Source organism: Nonomuraea mesophila, assembly GCF_004352805.1.
Taxonomy (GTDB): domain Bacteria; phylum Actinomycetota; class Actinomycetes; order Streptosporangiales; family Streptosporangiaceae; genus Nonomuraea; species Nonomuraea longispora.
The window spans coordinates 1-17,525 of sequence record NZ_SMLD01000006.1; the positions used below are offsets into that span (position 1 = coordinate 1).

General features: G+C 71.4%; 13 protein-coding genes. 4 read left to right on the forward strand and 9 right to left on the reverse strand.

Annotated features, from left to right (window positions below):
- A partial coding sequence (locus tag E1295_RS03620; RefSeq protein ID WP_132628216.1) for a M48 family metallopeptidase occupies positions 1–1,522 on the reverse strand: 1,522 nt, incomplete at its 3' end.
- An 80-nt stretch (positions 1,523–1,602) separates the two neighbouring features.
- On the opposite strand from E1295_RS03620, the gene E1295_RS03625 reads away from it, so the two are divergent.
- Together E1295_RS03625 and E1295_RS03630 are read left to right on the forward strand one after the other, a co-directional pair.
- Positions 1,603–2,823: a deoxyguanosinetriphosphate triphosphohydrolase gene (locus E1295_RS03625; RefSeq protein WP_132628217.1), complete on the forward strand. Its 1,221-nt coding sequence runs from the start codon at positions 1,603–1,605 to the stop codon at positions 2,821–2,823.
- 60 nt (positions 2,824–2,883) lie between these two features.
- On the forward strand, positions 2,884–4,041 hold the full coding sequence (locus E1295_RS03630) for an NAD(P)/FAD-dependent oxidoreductase (RefSeq protein WP_132628218.1): 1,158 nt from the start codon (positions 2,884–2,886) through the stop codon (positions 4,039–4,041).
- Here E1295_RS03630 and E1295_RS03635 read toward each other — a convergent pair.
- Positions 4,031–4,945: a M23 family metallopeptidase gene (locus E1295_RS03635; RefSeq protein WP_166427057.1), complete on the reverse strand. Its 915-nt coding sequence runs from the start codon at positions 4,943–4,945 to the stop codon at positions 4,031–4,033. The two genes, E1295_RS03630 and E1295_RS03635, sit on opposite strands and share 11 nt — an antisense overlap.
- A 181-nt stretch (positions 4,946–5,126) precedes the next feature.
- Between E1295_RS03635 and dnaG the strand changes: the two genes are divergently transcribed.
- The gene (dnaG, locus tag E1295_RS03640) at positions 5,127–7,496 is read left to right on the forward strand and encodes a DNA primase (RefSeq protein WP_132628220.1); all 2,370 of its coding nucleotides are present in this window, start codon (positions 5,127–5,129) and stop codon (positions 7,494–7,496) included.
- Between the two features lie 412 nt (positions 7,497–7,908).
- Positions 7,909–9,012: an RNA polymerase sigma factor RpoD gene (gene rpoD / locus E1295_RS03645; RefSeq protein ID WP_425465331.1), complete on the forward strand. Its 1,104-nt coding sequence runs from the start codon at positions 7,909–7,911 to the stop codon at positions 9,010–9,012.
- 83 nt (positions 9,013–9,095) lie between these two features.
- On the opposite strand, the gene E1295_RS03650 is transcribed toward rpoD, so the two are convergent.
- The 7 genes from E1295_RS03650 to E1295_RS03680 are packed head-to-tail and all read right to left on the reverse strand — an operon-like array spanning position 9,096 to position 17,365.
- Positions 9,096–9,902, reverse strand: coding sequence for a glutamate ABC transporter substrate-binding protein (locus E1295_RS03650; RefSeq protein WP_132628222.1), 807 nt, complete (start codon positions 9,900–9,902; stop codon positions 9,096–9,098).
- Positions 9,899–11,260 carry a hypothetical protein gene (locus E1295_RS03655; protein WP_132628223.1) on the reverse strand — a complete coding sequence of 454 codons (1,362 nt, stop codon included), beginning with the start codon at positions 11,258–11,260 and terminating at the stop codon, positions 9,899–9,901. The genes E1295_RS03650 and E1295_RS03655 overlap by 4 nt, the downstream gene beginning before the upstream one ends.
- Positions 11,257–11,895, reverse strand: coding sequence for an FHA domain-containing protein (locus tag E1295_RS03660; RefSeq protein WP_132628224.1), 639 nt, complete (start codon positions 11,893–11,895; stop codon positions 11,257–11,259). The genes E1295_RS03655 and E1295_RS03660 overlap by 4 nt, the downstream gene beginning before the upstream one ends.
- Complete coding sequence (locus E1295_RS03665; RefSeq protein ID WP_132628225.1) at positions 11,895–13,184, reverse strand: vWA domain-containing protein; 1,290 nt, start codon at positions 13,182–13,184, stop codon at positions 11,895–11,897. Before E1295_RS03665 ends, E1295_RS03660 begins: the two co-directional genes overlap by 1 nt.
- Positions 13,177–14,031, reverse strand: a complete 855-nt coding sequence (locus E1295_RS03670) for a PP2C family protein-serine/threonine phosphatase (protein ID WP_246079819.1) — start codon at positions 14,029–14,031, stop codon at positions 13,177–13,179. The genes E1295_RS03665 and E1295_RS03670 overlap by 8 nt, the downstream gene beginning before the upstream one ends.
- Positions 14,028–16,202: a serine/threonine-protein kinase gene (locus E1295_RS03675; RefSeq protein WP_132628226.1), complete on the reverse strand. Its 2,175-nt coding sequence runs from the start codon at positions 16,200–16,202 to the stop codon at positions 14,028–14,030. Before E1295_RS03675 ends, E1295_RS03670 begins: the two co-directional genes overlap by 4 nt.
- Entirely contained in the window at positions 16,199–17,365 is a 1,167-nt protein-coding gene (locus E1295_RS03680) for a hypothetical protein (RefSeq protein ID WP_132628227.1), read from the reverse strand. Before E1295_RS03680 ends, E1295_RS03675 begins: the two co-directional genes overlap by 4 nt.
- Between the last annotated feature and the right edge of the window lie 160 nt (positions 17,366–17,525).

The window sequence follows — 17,525 nt, forward strand, 5'->3', positions numbered from 1 at the left end:
GGCCGGCGGTGGCGCCCGGTGCGGGCAGGGCGCCCGGCGGGGGCGGCTCCTCGACGGGTACGTAGTCGTGCCGCATGCCGTGGTCGCCGAGCCAGCGCCGCAGCCCGTTCACCGCCGACGGGTCGGCCGCCACCCGGGCCGCGTACTCGGACAACGCCACCTCCTCCCCGTCGTCGTACAGCAGGCGCGCGGGCCCCGACCAGGACAGCGTCCACTTGGCCTCGCCGAGCTGGATGAGGACGGCTTCGAGCGCCTGCCCGAGCACCCCCGCCAGCAGGGTGTCCGAGGTGTTCCAGCCCAGCTCGCGCAGCTTGTACTCGAGCTCCGCCTGCCGTCCCCGCGCGATCGCCTCGAAGGCGGCGTCCAGGTACGGCCGTTGCGCCCCCATCACCTGCTGCCCGGCCAGCGCCAGGTCCCGCAGGGCGTCGGCGTTGCGGGTGGCGTACATGCCGTGCGCGACGAGCTCCTCCCACGGGACGGCCCGCAGCGTCAGCAGCGCCTGGGACGACCACATGGACTGCTCGACCGCCTGTACGGCGACGTTCGGGTCGCGCAGCAGCGTCAGCGCCGAGCGGGGGTCGGGCACCTGCTGCGGTTCGGGCAGCCGTTCGATGGCGGTCAGGCGCTCGGCCAGGCTCGGGTGGGAGTCGTACGGGGAGACCTCCTCGGGCTGCTCGCTCAGCTTGGCGAGCTCGGCCTGCCGTTCGGCGTCGCTCATGAAGGCGTGGAAGCCGCCGAACACCGACGCGGGCCGGGTGCCGCCGGCGCCGGTCATCGACAGGTACGTGCCGACGTACTGCTCCCAGCCGATCGCGGTCGTGTGGATCTTGTGCAGGGCGCCCGCCATGGCCTGCCGGCCGCCGATCGCGACGGCGAACTGGTCGGCCTCCAGTTCCTGCTTGCGCGAGACGCCCTGCGACACCCGCAGGTAGAGCTTGGCGTACCAGGTGAACAGGCGTTGCACGAAGGGATGGTTGCGCAGGCCCTGCACGGTGGCGATCAGTGAGACGCGCCCCCGGTAGACCGGCGCGCCGAGCCGCGTGTGGGCGCCGCTGTAGTGGCCGAGCTCGTGCCCGAGCACCGCGCGCATCTCGTCCACGGTGAGCGTCTGCAGCAGGGGCAACCCGATGAACATGCGCCGCCGCGTCGCCTTCATGCCGAGGAACCGGGTGTCCTCGGAGACGGCCGCGTTGACCTCGGCCACCAGCCGGATCTCGTCCGGCGGCGCGGTGCGTACGCGCTGGGCCAGCTCCTCGACCGTCTGCCACAACACCGGCTCGTCCTCGCGCGTGACCGGGACGCCCGGCTGCTCGCCGCCCCGGCGGCGGCTCACCATGATCAGTGTCCGCACCAGCGCGCCCGCGGCCAGGGTCAGCACGACCGCGAACTTGATGAGGTTGACGTGGAAGTCGATCACCAAGAGGACGTCGAAGAAGACCGCCGCGGCAAGGATCAGACCGACCAGAACGTAGAAGCCGGCCAGCAAGGTGAAAGCCAGCACCGCTCGGAACGCTGTCGTCATGGGGGAGGGCTCCCGGGGAAGGGGTACTCGCGAGGCTCGACACTAGCGGAGACGGGAAACTGGATAAAATCGCTGCACCAATGTCGTACTACGACGAACACGACCAAGACCGTTGGGTTCCGGAACCTCCCGGCAATCCGGAACGTTCCGCGTTCGAGCGTGACCGGGCCCGGGTGCTGCACAGCGCCGCGCTGCGCAGGCTGGCCGCGAAGACGCAGGTCGTCGGCCCCGGCGAGACGTTCGGCGGCGGCCAGCACATCCCCCGCACCCGGCTGACCCACTCCCTCGAATGCGCCCAGGTGGGCAGGGAGATGGGTGCCACCCTCGGCGTCGACCCCGACCTCGTGGAGACCGCCTGCCTGGCGCACGACCTGGGCCACCCGCCGTTCGGGCACAACGGGGAGGTGGCGCTCAACGCGCTGGCCGAGACGTGCGGCGGCTTCGAGGGCAACGCGCAGAGCCTGCGCCTGCTCACCAGGCTGGAGGCCAAGGTGCTCACCGAGGACGGCAGGAGCGCCGGGCTGAACCTGACCAGGGCGGCCCTGGACGCCTCGATCAAATATCCGTGGACGTGTGACAAGTCTCCCAAATTTGGCGTGTACGACGATGATCTCCCCGTGTTCGAGTGGATCAGGGAGGGCGCTCCGGAGGATCGGGTGAGCTTCGAGGCGCAGATCATGGACTGGGCCGACGACGTCGCCTACTCCGTACACGACCTTGAGGACGCCCTGCACCTCGGCCACGTCACCCCCGAGGCGCTCCTGTCGGGCGAGGAACGCCGGCAGGTGTGCGAGATCACCCGCACCTGGTACGCGCCCGGCGCCGACCTCGACGAGCTCGAAGCCGTCTTCGCCAGGCTGATCACCGACCCGCTCTGGCCCCGCAGCTTCGCCGGCTCGCTCGCCGACCTGGCCGGGCTCAAGGCCCTCACCAGCGGCCTCATCGGCCGTTTCTGCCGCTCCGCGCAGGCCGCCACCAAGGAGGTGTACGGCTCCCGCCACCGCGCCGACCTCGTCGTGCCGTGCGCCACACAACTGGAGTGCGCGCTGCTCAAGGGCGTCGTCGCCCACTACGTCATGACGACGAAGGACCACCACGCCAACCAGGCCAGGCAGCGCGACCTCATCACCGAACTGGCCGAGCTGATCACGGAGGGCGCGCCCGGCACGCTGGAGCCCGCCTTCCGGCCCGCGTACCTGGAGGCCCCGGACGACACGGCCCGCGTCAGGGTCGTGATCGACCAGATCGCCTCGCTCACCGACACCTCCGCGGTGGCCTGGCACAGGCGGCTCACCAGGTGAGCCAGGCCGTCTGACCCGGCCCGCTTCCCCCGGCGCCCCCGGTGGGCGGATACTGCGCCCATGGCCACATTTGTCATCGCCGGCGCCGGGCTGGCAGGAGCCAAGGCCGCGCAGACCCTGCGCGAAGAGGGCTTCGACGGCGAGATCGTGCTGATCGGCGCGGAGGCCGAGCGGCCCTACGAGAGACCGCCCCTGTCCAAGGACTACCTGCAGGGCAGGAGCGAACGCGACAAGATCTACGTCCACCCGCCGGAGTGGTACGCCGACAACGACGTCGACCTGCGGCTCGGCCGGCGGGTCACCCGCGTCGAGCTCGGCCACCACCTGGTCAGGCTCAGCGACGGGTCGCGGCAGCCGTACGACAAGCTGCTCCTCGCGACCGGGGCGGTGCCGAGGCGCCTGCCGGGACCCGGCTACTACCTGCGCACCGTCCAGGACAGCGACGCGCTGAAGGAACGCTTCACCGCCGGGGCCAAGGTCCTGATCGTGGGCGCGTCCTGGATCGGGCTCGAGACCGCGGCCGCGGCCCGTACCGCCGGCTGTGAGGTCACCGTCGTCGAGCCCGAGCCGACCGCGCTCAACCGGGCGCTCGGCCCCGAGCTGGGCGACCTGTTCGTCCGCCTGCACGCCCGCAAGGGGGTGCACCTGCGCTTCGGCACCGCCGCCGCGGAGATCACCCGGACCGGCGTGCGGCTCAGCTCGGGCGAACGCCTCACGGCCGACCTCGTGATCGTCGGCATCGGCGCCGCCCCCGAGATCTGGCTCGCCCGCGACGCCGGGCTCGACGTCGGCCACGGCATCCTCACCGACGCCGCGCTGCGCACCTCACATCCCGACGTGTTCGCCGCGGGCGACGTGGCCGAGCACTTCCACCCCGTGTACGGCCGCCGCGTGCGCGTCGAGCACTGGGCCAACGCCCTGCACGGCGGTCCCGCCGCCGCGCGGTCGATGCTCGGCCAGGACGTCACCTACGACCCGATCCCGTACTTCTACACCGACCAGTACGAGCTGGGCATGGAGTTCTCCGGCGACGTCGAGGGCTACGACGAGATCGTCTACCGCGGCGATCCCGACAAGCTTGAGTTCATCGCCTACTGGCTGCGCGGCGGGCGCGTGGTCGCCGGGATGAACGTCAACACCTGGGACGTCGTGGACGAGATCCAGGCCCTCATCAGGTCGGGTGCCGTCGTCGACCAGAAGGAGCTGCCTACGGGGTGACGCTGACCACGCCGTCGCCGTCGTCGTCACCGGTGTCGCCGCGCGACGGCGGCGGCTCGCTCCTCGCCGCCTGCGGCGTCTTCTCCGGCTTCTTCGACGCGCACAGCACGGTGCAGCGCGGCGTCTCGCCGACCTTCCCGCGCAGCTTCAGCGTCTCCTCCCTCGGGGAGATCGTACGGTTGCCCGTCCGCCAGGCGTCGAGGTAGTCCCACGGTTCGACCATGCCCCTGCGGACCCACCAGAACGTCGGCCCGGTTTTCCACGAGATGGCGAAGTACAGGTTGGTCGCGGTGTCGCGGGCGTTGCCCGACCTGCCCACCCGGCCGAGCAGCCGGCCGGCCTTGACGCGGACTCCGGGCTTGATGCCGTCGGCCACCGTGTCGAGGTGCCCGCCGAGATAGCGCACCCCGTCGTCCCCGATGATGGTGACGAACCTGCCCTCGCGGGTGGCGCCCGTGTCCGTGGACGGGCGCCACCGGTTCTTGGTGTTCACCTCGTCCACGACGCCGGCGACGGGTGCCACGAACGCGCATCCCTGCGGCGCCCAGATGGTCGTCTTGGGCAGCACGAGCAGCTTGCGGGAGTAGGTGACCTCGCAGCCCTTGACCGGGAACGTGTAGGTGTACTTCGACAACTTCGGCGGCGGCACCTTGACCGGGTCGTCGCCCTGGGGCCGTTGCACCTCGGCCTGCCGTCCGCCCGACGGGGTGGGCGTCGGGGCCGCCGCGCCCGCCGCCCTCGCTGCCGCGTACTCGGGGGAGGGGCCGGTGAGAGGCGCGGTGGAGTGCGCGTTCGATCGGAGGGTGACGCCGACGCCGGCCGGTCCGGTCGCCTGGCCGCAGGCGCCGGTCAGCAGTACGGCGCCCCAGACGGACGCCCACCGCGCGATTTGCCCCGAATGCATGGTCTCCACCCGTGTCACCGTTTCCCGACAACCTTTACCTTTGTAGCCGACCAGGGGGCCGCGTACGGCGGCTTTCCCTCTTTAGCAACCCACAGGTAATGCCCCTCTTCCCCCTGCCGCACGCGCAGGGGGCCGTCCTCGGGGGCGGGAACCGTCGGTGGGGCGGAATAGACTCACGGGCGTGGCTGGCCGGATCCGTGATGTCGACATCGCGCTCGTTCGTGAGCGCTCACCCATCGCCGACGTGATCGGCGAGCACATCCAGTTGCGCAACGCCGGAGGCGGCAACCTCAAGGGGCTGTGCCCGTTCCACGACGAGAAGAGCCCCTCCTTCAACGTCACCCCCGAGCGGGGGATGTACTACTGCCTGGCGGCGGAGACCAGGGTCATGACCTGGGAGGGCGTGCGCCCGATCGCCGAGCTCGCGGGCGGGACGCATCGGGTGCTCGCCGCCGACGGCACGTGGGTCGACGCGCCCTTCAGGTCCTTCGGCGTCCAGCCGCTGATGCGGATCGTCCTGCGCCGCGACGGGCGGCGTAAGGAGATCTTCGCCACGCCCGAGCACCGTTGGTTCGTGCGCTCGGGGCGGGACGAGCGCGCCGAGGTCGTCACCCAAGACCTGGAGCGCGGTCATCGGCTGGTCTCGGTGTTCCCCGGCGCCCGCGCCGAGGGCGCGAGCCCGTCGTTCGTCGGCGTCGCGCACGGGATCACCCACGCCGACGGCACCCGGGCCGCCTCGGGAAGCACGGCGACGCTCGCCGCCGTCGAGGACGCCCAGCCGCACTGGGTGGTGGAGTCCGTCGAGGGAAGCGGCCGGGTCGAGGAGGTCTTCTGCGCCACTGTCGACCATGGGCATGCCTTCGCCCTGGAAGACAACATCCTGACGGGCAACTGTTTCGGTTGCACCGAAGGCGGCGACGTGATCACGTTCGTCGAGAAGATCGAGCACCTGTCCTTCGGCGAGGCCGTCGAGCGGCTGGCGCAGCGGGCCGGCATCCAGTTGCAGTACGAACAGGGCGGCTACGTCCCGAAGCGCGACCATGGTGAGCGGGCCAGGCTGGTCGAGGCGCACCGGGCGGCGGCCGAGTTCTACGCCGACAAGCTGCTGGGCCCCGACGCGGCGGCCGGGCGGCGGTTCCTGTCGGAGCGGGGGTTCGAGCGGGCCGACGCCGAGACGTTCGGGGTGGGATACGCGCCGGCCGAGTGGGAGTCGCTGGTGCGCCATCTCATGGGCCGCGGGTTCTCCGCCGACGAGCTGGTCAAGGGCGGGCTGGCCAAGGAGGGGCGGCGCGGTCCGATCGACCGGTTCCGCGGCCGGCTGATCTGGCCCATCAGGGACGCCACGGGCGATGTGATCGGATTCGGCGCCCGGAAGTTGCTCGATTCCGACGATGGCCCGAAATATCTGAATACGCCTGACTCGCCGCTTTACAAGAAGAGCCAGGTGCTTTACGGCATCGATCTGGCGAAACGGGAGATCTCCAAGCGCTCCCAGGCGGTGATCGTCGAGGGCTACACCGACGTGATGGCCTGCCACCTGTCCGGCGTACCGACCGCCGTGGCCACCTGCGGCACCTCGTTCGGCGAGGAGCACATCAAGATCCTGCGTCGGTTCCTGCTCGACCAGGCCGAGTTCCGGGGCGAGGTGATCTTCACCTTCGACGGCGACGCGGCGGGGCAGAAGGCGGCGCTGCGCGCGTTCGCCGACGAGCAGAAGTTCGTCACCCAGACCTATGTCGCGGTGCAGGGCGACGGGCTCGACCCGTGCGACCTGCGCGTCAAGCAGGGCGACGCGGCCGTGCGCGACCTGATCGCGAGCAGGGAGCCGCTGTTCCAGTTCGCGATCAGGAGCACGATCTCCCGCTACGACCTGCGCAGCAACGAAGGCAAGATCGCCGCGCTCGACGCCGCCGCCCCGATCGTGGCCGGCATCAAGGACGTGGGCCTGCGCAAGCGCTACGCCATCGACCTCGACCGCTGGCTCGGTTTCATGGACGAGCGGTTCGTCATGCAGCGCATCTCCGAGGTGTCGGGCGCGCAGCAGGGCCGTGGCCGGCGGGTCGCCAGGGCGGCGCCCGTCGATCCCAGCGTGCGGGTCGAGGGCGAGTTGCTCAAGCTGGCCGTGCAGCGGCCGGCCCTGCTGGGCCCGCGTTTCGACGCGCTCGACGCACAGGCCTTCACCACTCCCGAGCACGCGGCCCTGCACAAGGTCATCACCGCCGCCGGGGGCGTCGCCGCGGCGGGTCACGGCGGGCGGGAGTGGGTCGACCGGCTGCTGGAGCACGCTCACGAGGAGGGCGCCAGGGCGCTGGTGACCCGGTTCGCGGTGGAGGCGATCCAGACGGACGCCCACACCGAGGAGCGCTATGCCCGCGACATCATGGCGGCGGTCGAGGCCATGCCGGTCGACCGGGCCATCGCACAGGTGAAGTCGCGCATCCAGCGGCTCAACCCGGTGGAGGAACAGCAGGAGTACAACAAGCTGTTCGGTGAGCTGGTGGCGCTGGAGCAGCAGCGCAGGGTGCTGCGCGACCGGCTCGCGGGCAGCTGACCGACACGCCCGCGCCTGACCCGATCCGAGGGCGCTCGTCCGGCGTGAGGACCTGGGTGGCGGAGCGAGGTCGGTAACAGTTCGGCTGCGATCGCCGGCTGGGATACCAGGCGGTCGGGTGGGGAATGCGGCGCCGTCCAACCGGCCGGGAAGGGCCGGGGAGGCGTTGCCGAGGCAGCGGGAAAGGTGCGTCCGGCAGGCGGCGTCGCCGGGCGCGTGAATCCAGACCGCGTAATTGACTTTACTTTCCTGATCAAACTCGGCCTAAACCTTTAGTCGATCTCAATTCGGTAAGGACGACCGCCTTACCTTCGGTGACAAAAATGGGTCTGCCATTTGATGGAACCAATACTGCAGACTGTCTCCCGTGGGTGCATCGGTGCTGCCAAGCGGACCGCCATCGGTAGATCAGGTGGCGGACCTCGTCGCGAAAGGAAGGGAGCGCGGGAGCGTAACCGTCGATGACGTCGCAGCCGCGCTTGACCGATCCGAGTTGCCGTCCGACGCGCTGGAACGCGTCGTGCGGATGCTCGCCGAGAATGGCGTGGAGGTCCTCGAGCCCCAGGGCGACGAGGAACCTGCCCGCGCCGATGAGGAAGACGTAGGCAAGCGGGCGCCGACCAGCGATCTCGTCCGTATCTATCTACGGGAGATCGGCCGCGTGCCGTTGCTGACCGCCGAGGAGGAGGTGGAGCTCGCCAAGTCGATCGAAGCGGGTCTGTTCGCCGAGGACAGGCTGGCCAACGGGGTCTCGCGTCTGGCCTTCCCGGAGCTCAGGGAGCTCGTCTGGCAGGGCACCCGGGCCAAACAGCGGCTGATCGAAGCCAACCTCAGGCTCGTGGTGTCGATCGCCAAGCGGTACGTGGGCCGCGGCATGTTGTTCCTGGACCTGATCCAGGAGGGCAACCTCGGGCTCATCCGGGCGGTCGAGAAGTTCGACTACACCAAGGGTTACAAGTTCTCCACCTACGCGACCTGGTGGATCCGGCAGGCGATCACCCGGGCCATCGCCGACCAGGCGCGCACCATCCGCATTCCGGTGCACATGGTGGAGACGATCAACAAGCTCGTCAGAGTGCAGCGCCAGCTCCACCAGGACCTCGGCCGGGAGCCGATCCCCGAGGAGATCGCCAAGGAGATGGACCTCCCTGTCGATCGGGTGGTGGAGATCCAGCGCATCGCCCAGGAACCCGTGTCGCTGCAGTCGCCGATCGGTGAGGAGGACTCCGACCTCGGTGACTTCATCGAGGACTCCGACGCGGTCGTGCCGATGGAGGCCGCGGCCTTCATCATGCTGCAGGACCAGCTCGACGACATCCTGGCCACGCTGTCCGACCGCGAGCAGCGCATCATCCAGCTCCGGTTCGGCCTGGCCGACGGGCATCCGCGCACGCTGGAGGAGGTGGGCAGGGAGTTCGGCGTCACGCGGGAGCGCATCCGGCAGATCGAGTCGAAGACCCTGGCCAAGCTCCGCCACCCGACGCGCGCCCAGATGTTGCGGGACTACCTGGACTGATCGAGGGGAACGGGCCCGGGCGAATCCGTCCGGGCCCGTCCCCTGTTCAGGGCCGGGCGCGCCGGGCCGGGCCGTCCCCGTGCTCAGGAGCAGCCCTCGAACTGCGGCACCGCGATCGTGTCGAGGTCCAGTCCCGACGTGCCGAACCACCTCTTCAGCAGCTTCTCGGCGGTGCCGTCCTGGTACATGTCGGTGATCGCCCGGTTGATCGCCTCGCAGGCCGGTACGTCGCCCTTGGGCAGGCCGATGCCCGAGCGCTGCTCGTTGAACTGCGCATTGGCCAGCCGTAGCCCCGAGCCGTCCTGCGCGGCGAGGCCCGCCAGGATGACGTCGTTGGTGGTGACCGCGTCCACCTGGTCGCTCTTCAGCGCCGCCAGGCAGCGCCGGTAGTCGGGGAACGGCACGACCCGCGCCGCCACCTTCCGCTCCTCGACGACGCGCTCGGCCGCGTTCGAGCCCGTGACCTCGCAGATCCGGCGCCCCTCCAGGTCGCGCACGTTCTTGATCGTCTCGTCGGCCCGGACCAGGATGTCCTGGTACGAGATGTGGTACGGCCCCGCGAACGACACCTTCGCCTTGCGGTCCTCGCTGATCGTGTACGTCGCCACCACCATGTCGGCCCGCCCGTCGACCAGCACGTCGTCACGGTCGGCCGCCAGCGTGGGCAGGAACGTGAACTCCTTGTCCAGCTTGCCGGCGACGTAGCGGGCCACGTCCACGTCGAAGCCCTCGAAGTCGCCGCCGGGTGTGCGGAACCCGACCAGCGGCAGGTCGGGGCGTACGCCGATGACGATCTCGTCCTGGTCCAGGATCGACTCCCCGTCACGAATGCCGCAGCCGGTCACCAGGACCGCGACCACGGCCAGCAGCACTGCCAGCACCCGTTTCACCGGTACTCCTTGAGTCGGGGCCATACTCCGGCGATCACCAGCAGGCCGATCGCGCCGATGGCGAAGGGAAGCAGCAGCCACAGGGTGGTCAGCGCGCCCTCGCCCCTGTCGATCGCGCGCTTGAAGACGCCCTGATGCGTCTCCGCCAGCTTGAGCAGCGCCTCGTCGTAGGCGGTGAACGCGGTGGTGACCGGCCCGAGCCGTTCGGCGACCGCCTCGTTGGCCCGGCCGCCGAGCACGAGCCGGCGGAACTCCACGTCGGAGGCCTGGAACTCGCGGTACGCCGCCAGCGCCGCCAGGCCCTGCCGGCCGACGAGCTCCGGGCCGAGCAGGCCGAGGAAGTCCTTCGAGCCGGTGGTCACCTTGCGGTGGTAGGCGTCGAGGTTGCCCGCCTCGAAGTAGACGACGGACATCGACTTGTCCAGGTACGTGTGCTCGTAGGTGTCGGCCCGGTCCTTGTCGAGCAGGTAGCGGCTCTGGTCGCCCTGCATGCTGTTGCTGATCGCGCGTGCCTTGGCGAGCGTGAGCACGGAGTCGAAGCCGTCCGACTTGGCGGTGCGCAGCGCCTGCATGTCCCGGCCGAGCACGGCCACCCCGGAGATCAGCGCGAGCGCCGTGACCAGCGTGGCGGCGATCAGCGCGGGCCCGAAGACGCGGCGGAAGCGCCGCGCGAGGAAGATCTGCAGCCAGAGCAGGCAGCCGATCGCGACCACTCCCGCGACCACGACCGCGTCGCGCAGGAGGGGCACGGTGAACGCCTTCTCGTCGTAGGTGCGGCGGACGATCGTGCCGTTCTCCAGGGTCAGGTTGTAGGCCTGCGGCAGCAGCACCTGGCGCATGAGGTCGGTGGCGTCGCGGTAGGCCCGCACCACCTCCGCCGGCGGCGGTCCCGGCGCATGCCCGGACCGTTCGTCGAGCAGCAGCGCCTGCCCGGCGAGCCGCTCATAGCGGCCGAGCCCGTCGAGCACCGACTGTACGGTCCGCCGTTCCGCCGGGTTGTCGCCGGACAGCTCGAACGCCTTCAGCAGAGCCTGGTTGGCGACGGATCGTTGCTGCTCGTAGCGGGCGGTCGCGGCCTCGCGCTCGCGCGGGTAGCCGTCGCCCATCACCAGGACGTTGGCCACCTGCGCGTCCATGTCGCTCAGCGCCAGGTAGAGGCCGGCGGTGGCGACGACCTGCGGGCCCGCGTCGCGGCCGATGACCCGCAGCCCGTCGCGGGCCGTCGAGCTGCCGGCGGCCAGCGCCACGAACAGCAGCGCCAGCGAGGCGACGGTGATGCCGGAGATGACCCGGATGCGGCGGGGGACGCCGCGCTCGGCGGGTAACGACGTGCCCGGCCGGGTCTGCACCAGGGTCACGGCGTGCCCTCCCTGAGCGTGATCACGGTCCAGGCGCCCAGGTGGATGCGGTCGCCGGGGCCGACCCTGACCGGCACGTTGGTCTGGAGCGGCCTGCCGTTCACCTGGGTGCCGTTGGAGGAGCCGGGGTCGACCAGCTGCCAGGAGCCGTCCGGCTGGGCCAGCAGCACGGCGTGCAGGTGCGAGACGCCCGGGTCCTCCGGCGGGCCGGTCAGGTCGATCTCGGGTGCCAGGTTCCTGGCCTTGCTGCGCCGCCCGATGCGTACCTGCTCGCCGTGCAGCCCGAACGAGCGTTCAGGACAGTACGGCGGGAACGCGACCGCGTCGGCGTCGGGGCCGCCCTCGGCGACGACCTTCTCGTAGTACGCGCGGTCGGCAGCGGTGACGGCCTCCCACCGGGCCCCGGTCACGGGGAGCGGGACGGCCCCGGCGGCGCCGCTGTAGTCGTGGCCGCACACCTCGCAGAACTGCCCGGCCCGCGGCGTCCGGCAGATGGGGCAGTTCTCGGCGGCGGAAAATTCCTGGGCAGGCGGCCGGGGCGCGGCGGGCAGCGCGGCGGCTCCCGCCATCTGCGTGCCGCACACGTCGCAGTAGTCGTCGGCGCCCGAGGGGTGGCCCTGCGGACAGGTCGCCATCAGCTTCCTTCCCTGCGCAGCCGGCTGGTGCGGACGGAGCCGGTGTCCAGCTCGATCGTGTCCTCCTTGTCCACGTTCTTGCGCAGCCGGGCCGTGCCGGTGGCCACATCGACCTCGACCACCCGGTCGAGCAGCTTGGCGGTGTCCTCGCGCCCGGACGCGCCGGCCAGGTCCCTCGCCTTGGCCAGACGGGCCGTCGCCGTTTCGATGTCGCCCATCGCCCTGGCGCTGAGCCCGTCCTGGATGAGGTCGTGCAGCTCGGCCTGGCCGGTGTAGTGGGCGACGTTGCCGTTGATCTGGGTGGACAGCGCCAGGTCGTCGGTCCACTGGGCGAGCACGTTGCCGCTGGCCAGGACGTCCTGGGTGTCGGGGTGCACGAGCTTGACCCAGCCCGCCCTGATCTCCTGCCCGACCTGCCCGGGTGGCACCTCGACGCAGATATGGTATTTGCGCTCCTCGGCGCCCCATGAGCCCGTCGGGTAGTCGCCGGTCAGCGGGTTGACGTCGGCGCGTTTGCCGGTCAGGTCGAGCAGCACCGGATCGACCTGCTTGACGAACATGAGCCGCGCGGCCTGCGGCACCCACACGCGCATCGACAGGTCGGCCATGGTCTTGCTCATCGACGCCTGCGTGAGCCGGCGGAAATACTCCGGCAGGTCTGCCTGGTCGCGTACGTAGTCGAAGGTGCCGAGCATCGCCTCGGCCACCTTGCGCAGCTCGGCGGGCTGCCAGTCCGCGCCGATCCCCAGGCAGTCGCACACGAACTTTCCGCTCCACGCCGACAACACCGAGTCGAACACGTCGGCGCGCTCGTTGTTCTGGCCGTCGGTCATGAGCAGCGCGTGCTTGATCGCGTCGGGGTGGGTGGACAGCAGGTGCCCGGCCAGCTTCAGCCACTCGCCCATGGCGGTCCCGCCGTACGACAACAACCGCTCGACGGCCTTGGCCGCCTCGGCCCTGGTGGCCGGGTTCGCCTGGACCAGGCTCGGCGTTCCGCCACTCGGATAGATGACCTTGGCGCTTCCCGTGCCGGCGACCACCGCGAAGTGCACGCCGTCGCGCAACGTCTGCACGGCCGTGGCGGCGGCCTGCCGGGCCTCGCGGATCTTGGCGCCGCTCATCGAGCCCGACGTGTCCACGATGATCACTTCGGCGGCCTCCGCCGGGACGGCCTGCGTGGTGACGCCGCCGGTCGAGCTCACCGTGAGAATGGCGTGGACCTCGCGCCCGTCAATCGGAAGGTACTTGTTCTGGTCGATGGTCAACGTGAAAGCGGGCCGGTCACTCATGCGCTTCTCCTAGGGGGATCACGACGATGGTCACGTTGTCCTGGCCGCCGGACTCCAGCGCGTGGCGCAGCAGTTCGCGGGCCAGTTCGAGCGGGGTCCCCGCGCGGGGGAAGGCGTAGCCGTCCAGATAGCGCCAGAGGCCGTCGCTGCAGACGAGCAGGTGGCCGGGGCCGCGCGGGGTGAGCGTACGCACGTGGGGCGTGACGCCGACGGCGTCGGCGCCGAGCCAGGCGGTGATCTCGCCGGTCGGGACGGCGTCGTCCGTGGTCAGCAGGGTGCCCTCGGGCAGCCAGTACGCCCGGCTGTCGCCCGCCCAGCCGAGCGTGACGCGGCCCGGCTCGACCACGGCGGAGACGTACGTGCAGGCGGGGGCGTCGTGCACGGAGGTGGCGAGCTTGCTCACGGCCCGCCCGGCCAGGTCGAAGGCCTCCTCCGGCGACAGCCCCCTGGACAGCGCGGCCGACGCGGTCTCGACGGCGACCGCGGACGCCTCGTCGGCCCTGGGCGAGCTGCCCACGCCGTCGCAGACCACGGTCACGGTCGTGCCGCCGGCGGTCAGCAGGGCCATGGCGTCCTCGTTGCGGCTGCGGCGCAGCCCTCTGTCGGTGACGCCCGCGGCGCCGCCCACGAGCACGATCTCGGCGTGGTCCCGTTCGGTGGGCTGGCGCAGGCCGCACCGCTCGCAGTAGCCCTCGGCGTCGACGGCCGCGGCGTCGCAGAACGCGCACACGGGTGAGCCCAGCGCGTGGCCGCACGCCTCGCAGTAGACGTCGCCTGCGAGCACCGGGGCCTGGCACAGCGGGCAGGCTGCCGGTGCGTCGCGCTGGATGGGCTGGGGATCTGTCACACCCACGTCCTCGGTCGTACGGCGTTGGCCTGGTCGATGAGCGCGTGGCGCTCCTGGCGGGTGCCGGCGGCCACGGCGAGCCTGCGGTAGATCGACTCGATGGACCTGCGTAACCCGGTCTCGGTGAACGGCGCTCCCGCGAGCGTCGCCTTCTTCGGCGGCTTGCCGGTCCGCAGCCAGGTCAGCGCCGCGCCGAGCAGTTCGGCGGTGAGCAGGTCGCGGCGGCGCGGGTCGAGGCCGGCCTGGGCGGCGACCCGCTCGACCGCGCCCGTCAGGTCGGCGACGGTGAGCCCGCTCAGGTCGGGCCGCCGCACCACCGACGCGGCCAGCGCCACCTGCGCCGCGACGCGGTAGAACGACGTGGCGGGCACCTCGTCGAGCACGTCCGTCCGGCCCGTCCTCGCCAGCCCGAACGCCGCGCTCACGTAGGAGTGGTCGGTCCGCCAGACGCACTCGTACCAGGTGGCGGCCGGCTTGCCGGCGTGCTCAAGAGCGAAGGCCAGGGCCAGTTTCGGCGCGAGCTCTCCCGGCAGTTCCGACACGCAGGCGTCGAACCGGCTCACGGCCTCCTGCTCCTGGCGCAGGGCCAGCGCCAGCACCCCGCGGTACCACGTGAGCCGCCAGTCGCCGGGCAGTTCCGCGGACAGCTCGTCGAGCACGTCGCCCGCCCCGGCCGCCCCGCGCTCGGCCAGCAGTCTCGCGCGCATCAGCTTCGTCTCGGGCGTCTGCGGCATCGTGGCGAGCTGGTCGACCAGCGTCCCGCTGTCGCGGCCGAGCAGCCCGGCCAGCGATCCCGCGGCCGGGTCGGCGGGATCGGCCAGCGGCACGGGTAGGGCCGCCGCGACCGCCGCCGGATCGAGCGGCTCGAACAGCTCGCCGGGGGCGTCCGACAGCGCCGTTCCCACCGCCGTCCGCTCCGGCCCGAACAGGGTCGAGAGCGCCGGGTACGGCACCCCCTCCTCCACGGCGCTGATCTCCCGCAGCACCCCGACGAGCTGCTCCTCCATCTCCCACGCGCTCTGGAAACGCCGGGCGGGATCGGCGGCGGTCGCCTTGCGCAGCAGCCGGGTGAACGAAGGGTGCCCGCAGTCCACCGGCAGCGGGGCCGCCGCGCCGCCCTGCGCGGGGCTGAACCCGGGCACCGCCAGCACCGCCAGCGTCCTCGCCACGGTGTACAGGTCGGAGGTGACCGACGTGGGCCGGGTGTCCAGCTCGGGGGCGTGGTAGCCGACCGTGGCCCACGACGAGCCGGGCGGCGAGCCGATGGGCTGCACCGCGCCGAGGTCGATGAGCTTGAGCCGCTTGCCGACCCTGATCACGTTGGCCGGCTTGAGATCGCAGTAGGCCAGGCCGTGCTCGTGCAGGTAGCCGAACGCGTGCAGGATCTCCCTGCCGTACAGGAGGGTCTCGCGCAGCGGAAGCGGGCCCTGGCGGCGCAGCTCGTGCAGGGACTGGCCGCCCACGTACTCCATGACGATGTAGCCGAGACCGGCCGAGCGCTGGAAGTTGAAGATCTTGACGATGTTGGGGTGGTCGACCGTGGTGAGGAACTTCCGTTCGGCCTCGGCCGCCGCCAGCGCCTCGGGGTCGTTGGTGTTGAGCAGGCCCTTGAGCACGACCCACCGGCCGTCGAGGTTCTCGTCGGAGGCGAGGTAGATCCAGCCGAGCCCGCCGTGCGCCAGGCAGCCGAGCACGCGGTACTGGCCCGCCACGAGGTCGTCCTTGCCCAGTTTGGGGGTGAACGAGAACGCCGTACGGCAGTGCGGGCAGAACCCGTCCGTCAGGCCGGGACGGCCGTCCCTGGAGCGGCCCACGGCTTTCCCGCACGCCGGGTTGGCGCAGTGCCGCTTGTTCTCCGGCACCTGGGGGTCGGACATCACCGCCCCGGCCGGGTCGCGGTAGGGCACGGACGGCAGGTCCGCGATGGTGGCCAGCACGCCGGCCCGCGACCTGCCGCTGCTGCCCGTGGGCCCGCTCATCGCCCTGCTCACCGGCTGGGTGACGACCGGAGCGGACACGGTGCCCGACGCCGGCACGGCCTGCGGCGGCACGGCCTGCGGTGGGACGGCCTGCGCCGGCACGGGCTGCGGTGGGCTCGCGGCGGCGCCGCACCAGTCGCAGTAGCCCTCGTCGATCGTTCCCGTGCAGCCGGGTTGCGCGCAGCGGGTCATCGCTTACCTCCGTGGATCGCGCGCTGGTAGGTCTCGACGGCCGCCGCCGCCTTCGTCAGGTTGCAGGGAGCGCTCCACAACAGCGCGCGGGCCCGTACGAACGACTCGGACACCGCCGGGTCCTCGGCCAGCCCTTTACGGGCCGCCATCGCCTCGCAGGCTCCGAGCCGCCCGCGCAGCTCGTCGCGCCTGCCGATCAGGCCGTAGAGCGCCTTCGCCGTGGTCCGCGCCTGCTCGGCGGCCTGACGGGCGTCGTCCTCGAGGCGGGCCAGGCGCTTGGCCCGCAGCACCCAGGGGTCGGCCGAGACGTCGAGCGCGTTCAGCTCGGCGGCCAGCGCGCCGACCCGGCTGCGCGGCTGGGCCTGCGGCGGCAGGGCGATCTTGGCGACGACCGCGCCGTGGGCCAGCCGCGCCTCGCTCTCGGACGCGCGTACCAGGTCGAGGGCGGCCACCAGGTTCTCGCGCCGCTCGGCGAACTCCCGCTTCACGGTGATCGCCAGGTCGAGCTCGGCGCGTGAGGAGGCCAGCAGGCGCGTCAGCCGGTCGAGGTCCGGCTCGACGCCGGCGCCGAGCGGGTCCTCCAGCGTCGCGGTCCGCAGGCGCGCCAGCTCGCTCGCCTCGGCGGTCAGGCCGGCGCTCTCGCCCAGCTCGCGTTCGAGATCGCAGATCTGGCGCAGGTCTGCCTCGGCGCCGTCGAGGCGCGGCAGTACGGCGTTCCACACCGCGTCGATGTCGTTGAGCGCGGAGGTGACCTCGCGGAAGGCGGCGTCCATCCGGGTGACGGCCTCGTCGAGGGTCAGCCGCAGGTCCGGCTGGGGGAGCAGGGAACGCTGCTCGACCGGCCTGGCGGCGACCCGCAGCACGACGGAGGATCCGGCCAGCAGTTCGGTGAGCGCCGTGAGCTGCTCGGCGCCGGGCCGGGCGCGCGACGCCCTGATCTGCTCGGCGCGGCGCAGCACCGCGCGGTAGGCGTCGTTGAGCCGCCACAGGACGTCCAGGTCCTCCTGTGCGCTCTCCCAGCGCCGTTCGGTGGTCCCGCGTAAGGAGGCCCCTTTGAGTACCTGGTAGGTGGTATGGGCTTCGAGATCGAGCAGGTCGCCGGAGATCCGGTCGCGTTCGTCCGCGCGGGCACGCAGTGCGTAGTCCGCTGCTTCCCTGCTCATGGGCGGTCCCAGGCTCATCACGCTCCCCGTGAAGCGGGCCCCCGATGCCCCGGTGCTCCTTACCGACACAACGTGAAGGTCGTACTGGTTGGTTCCGAGGTGGGGGGAACCCCTGACTTGTCCCTGATTCAACCCTGTGTCACCTGCAAATCGCTTAAAA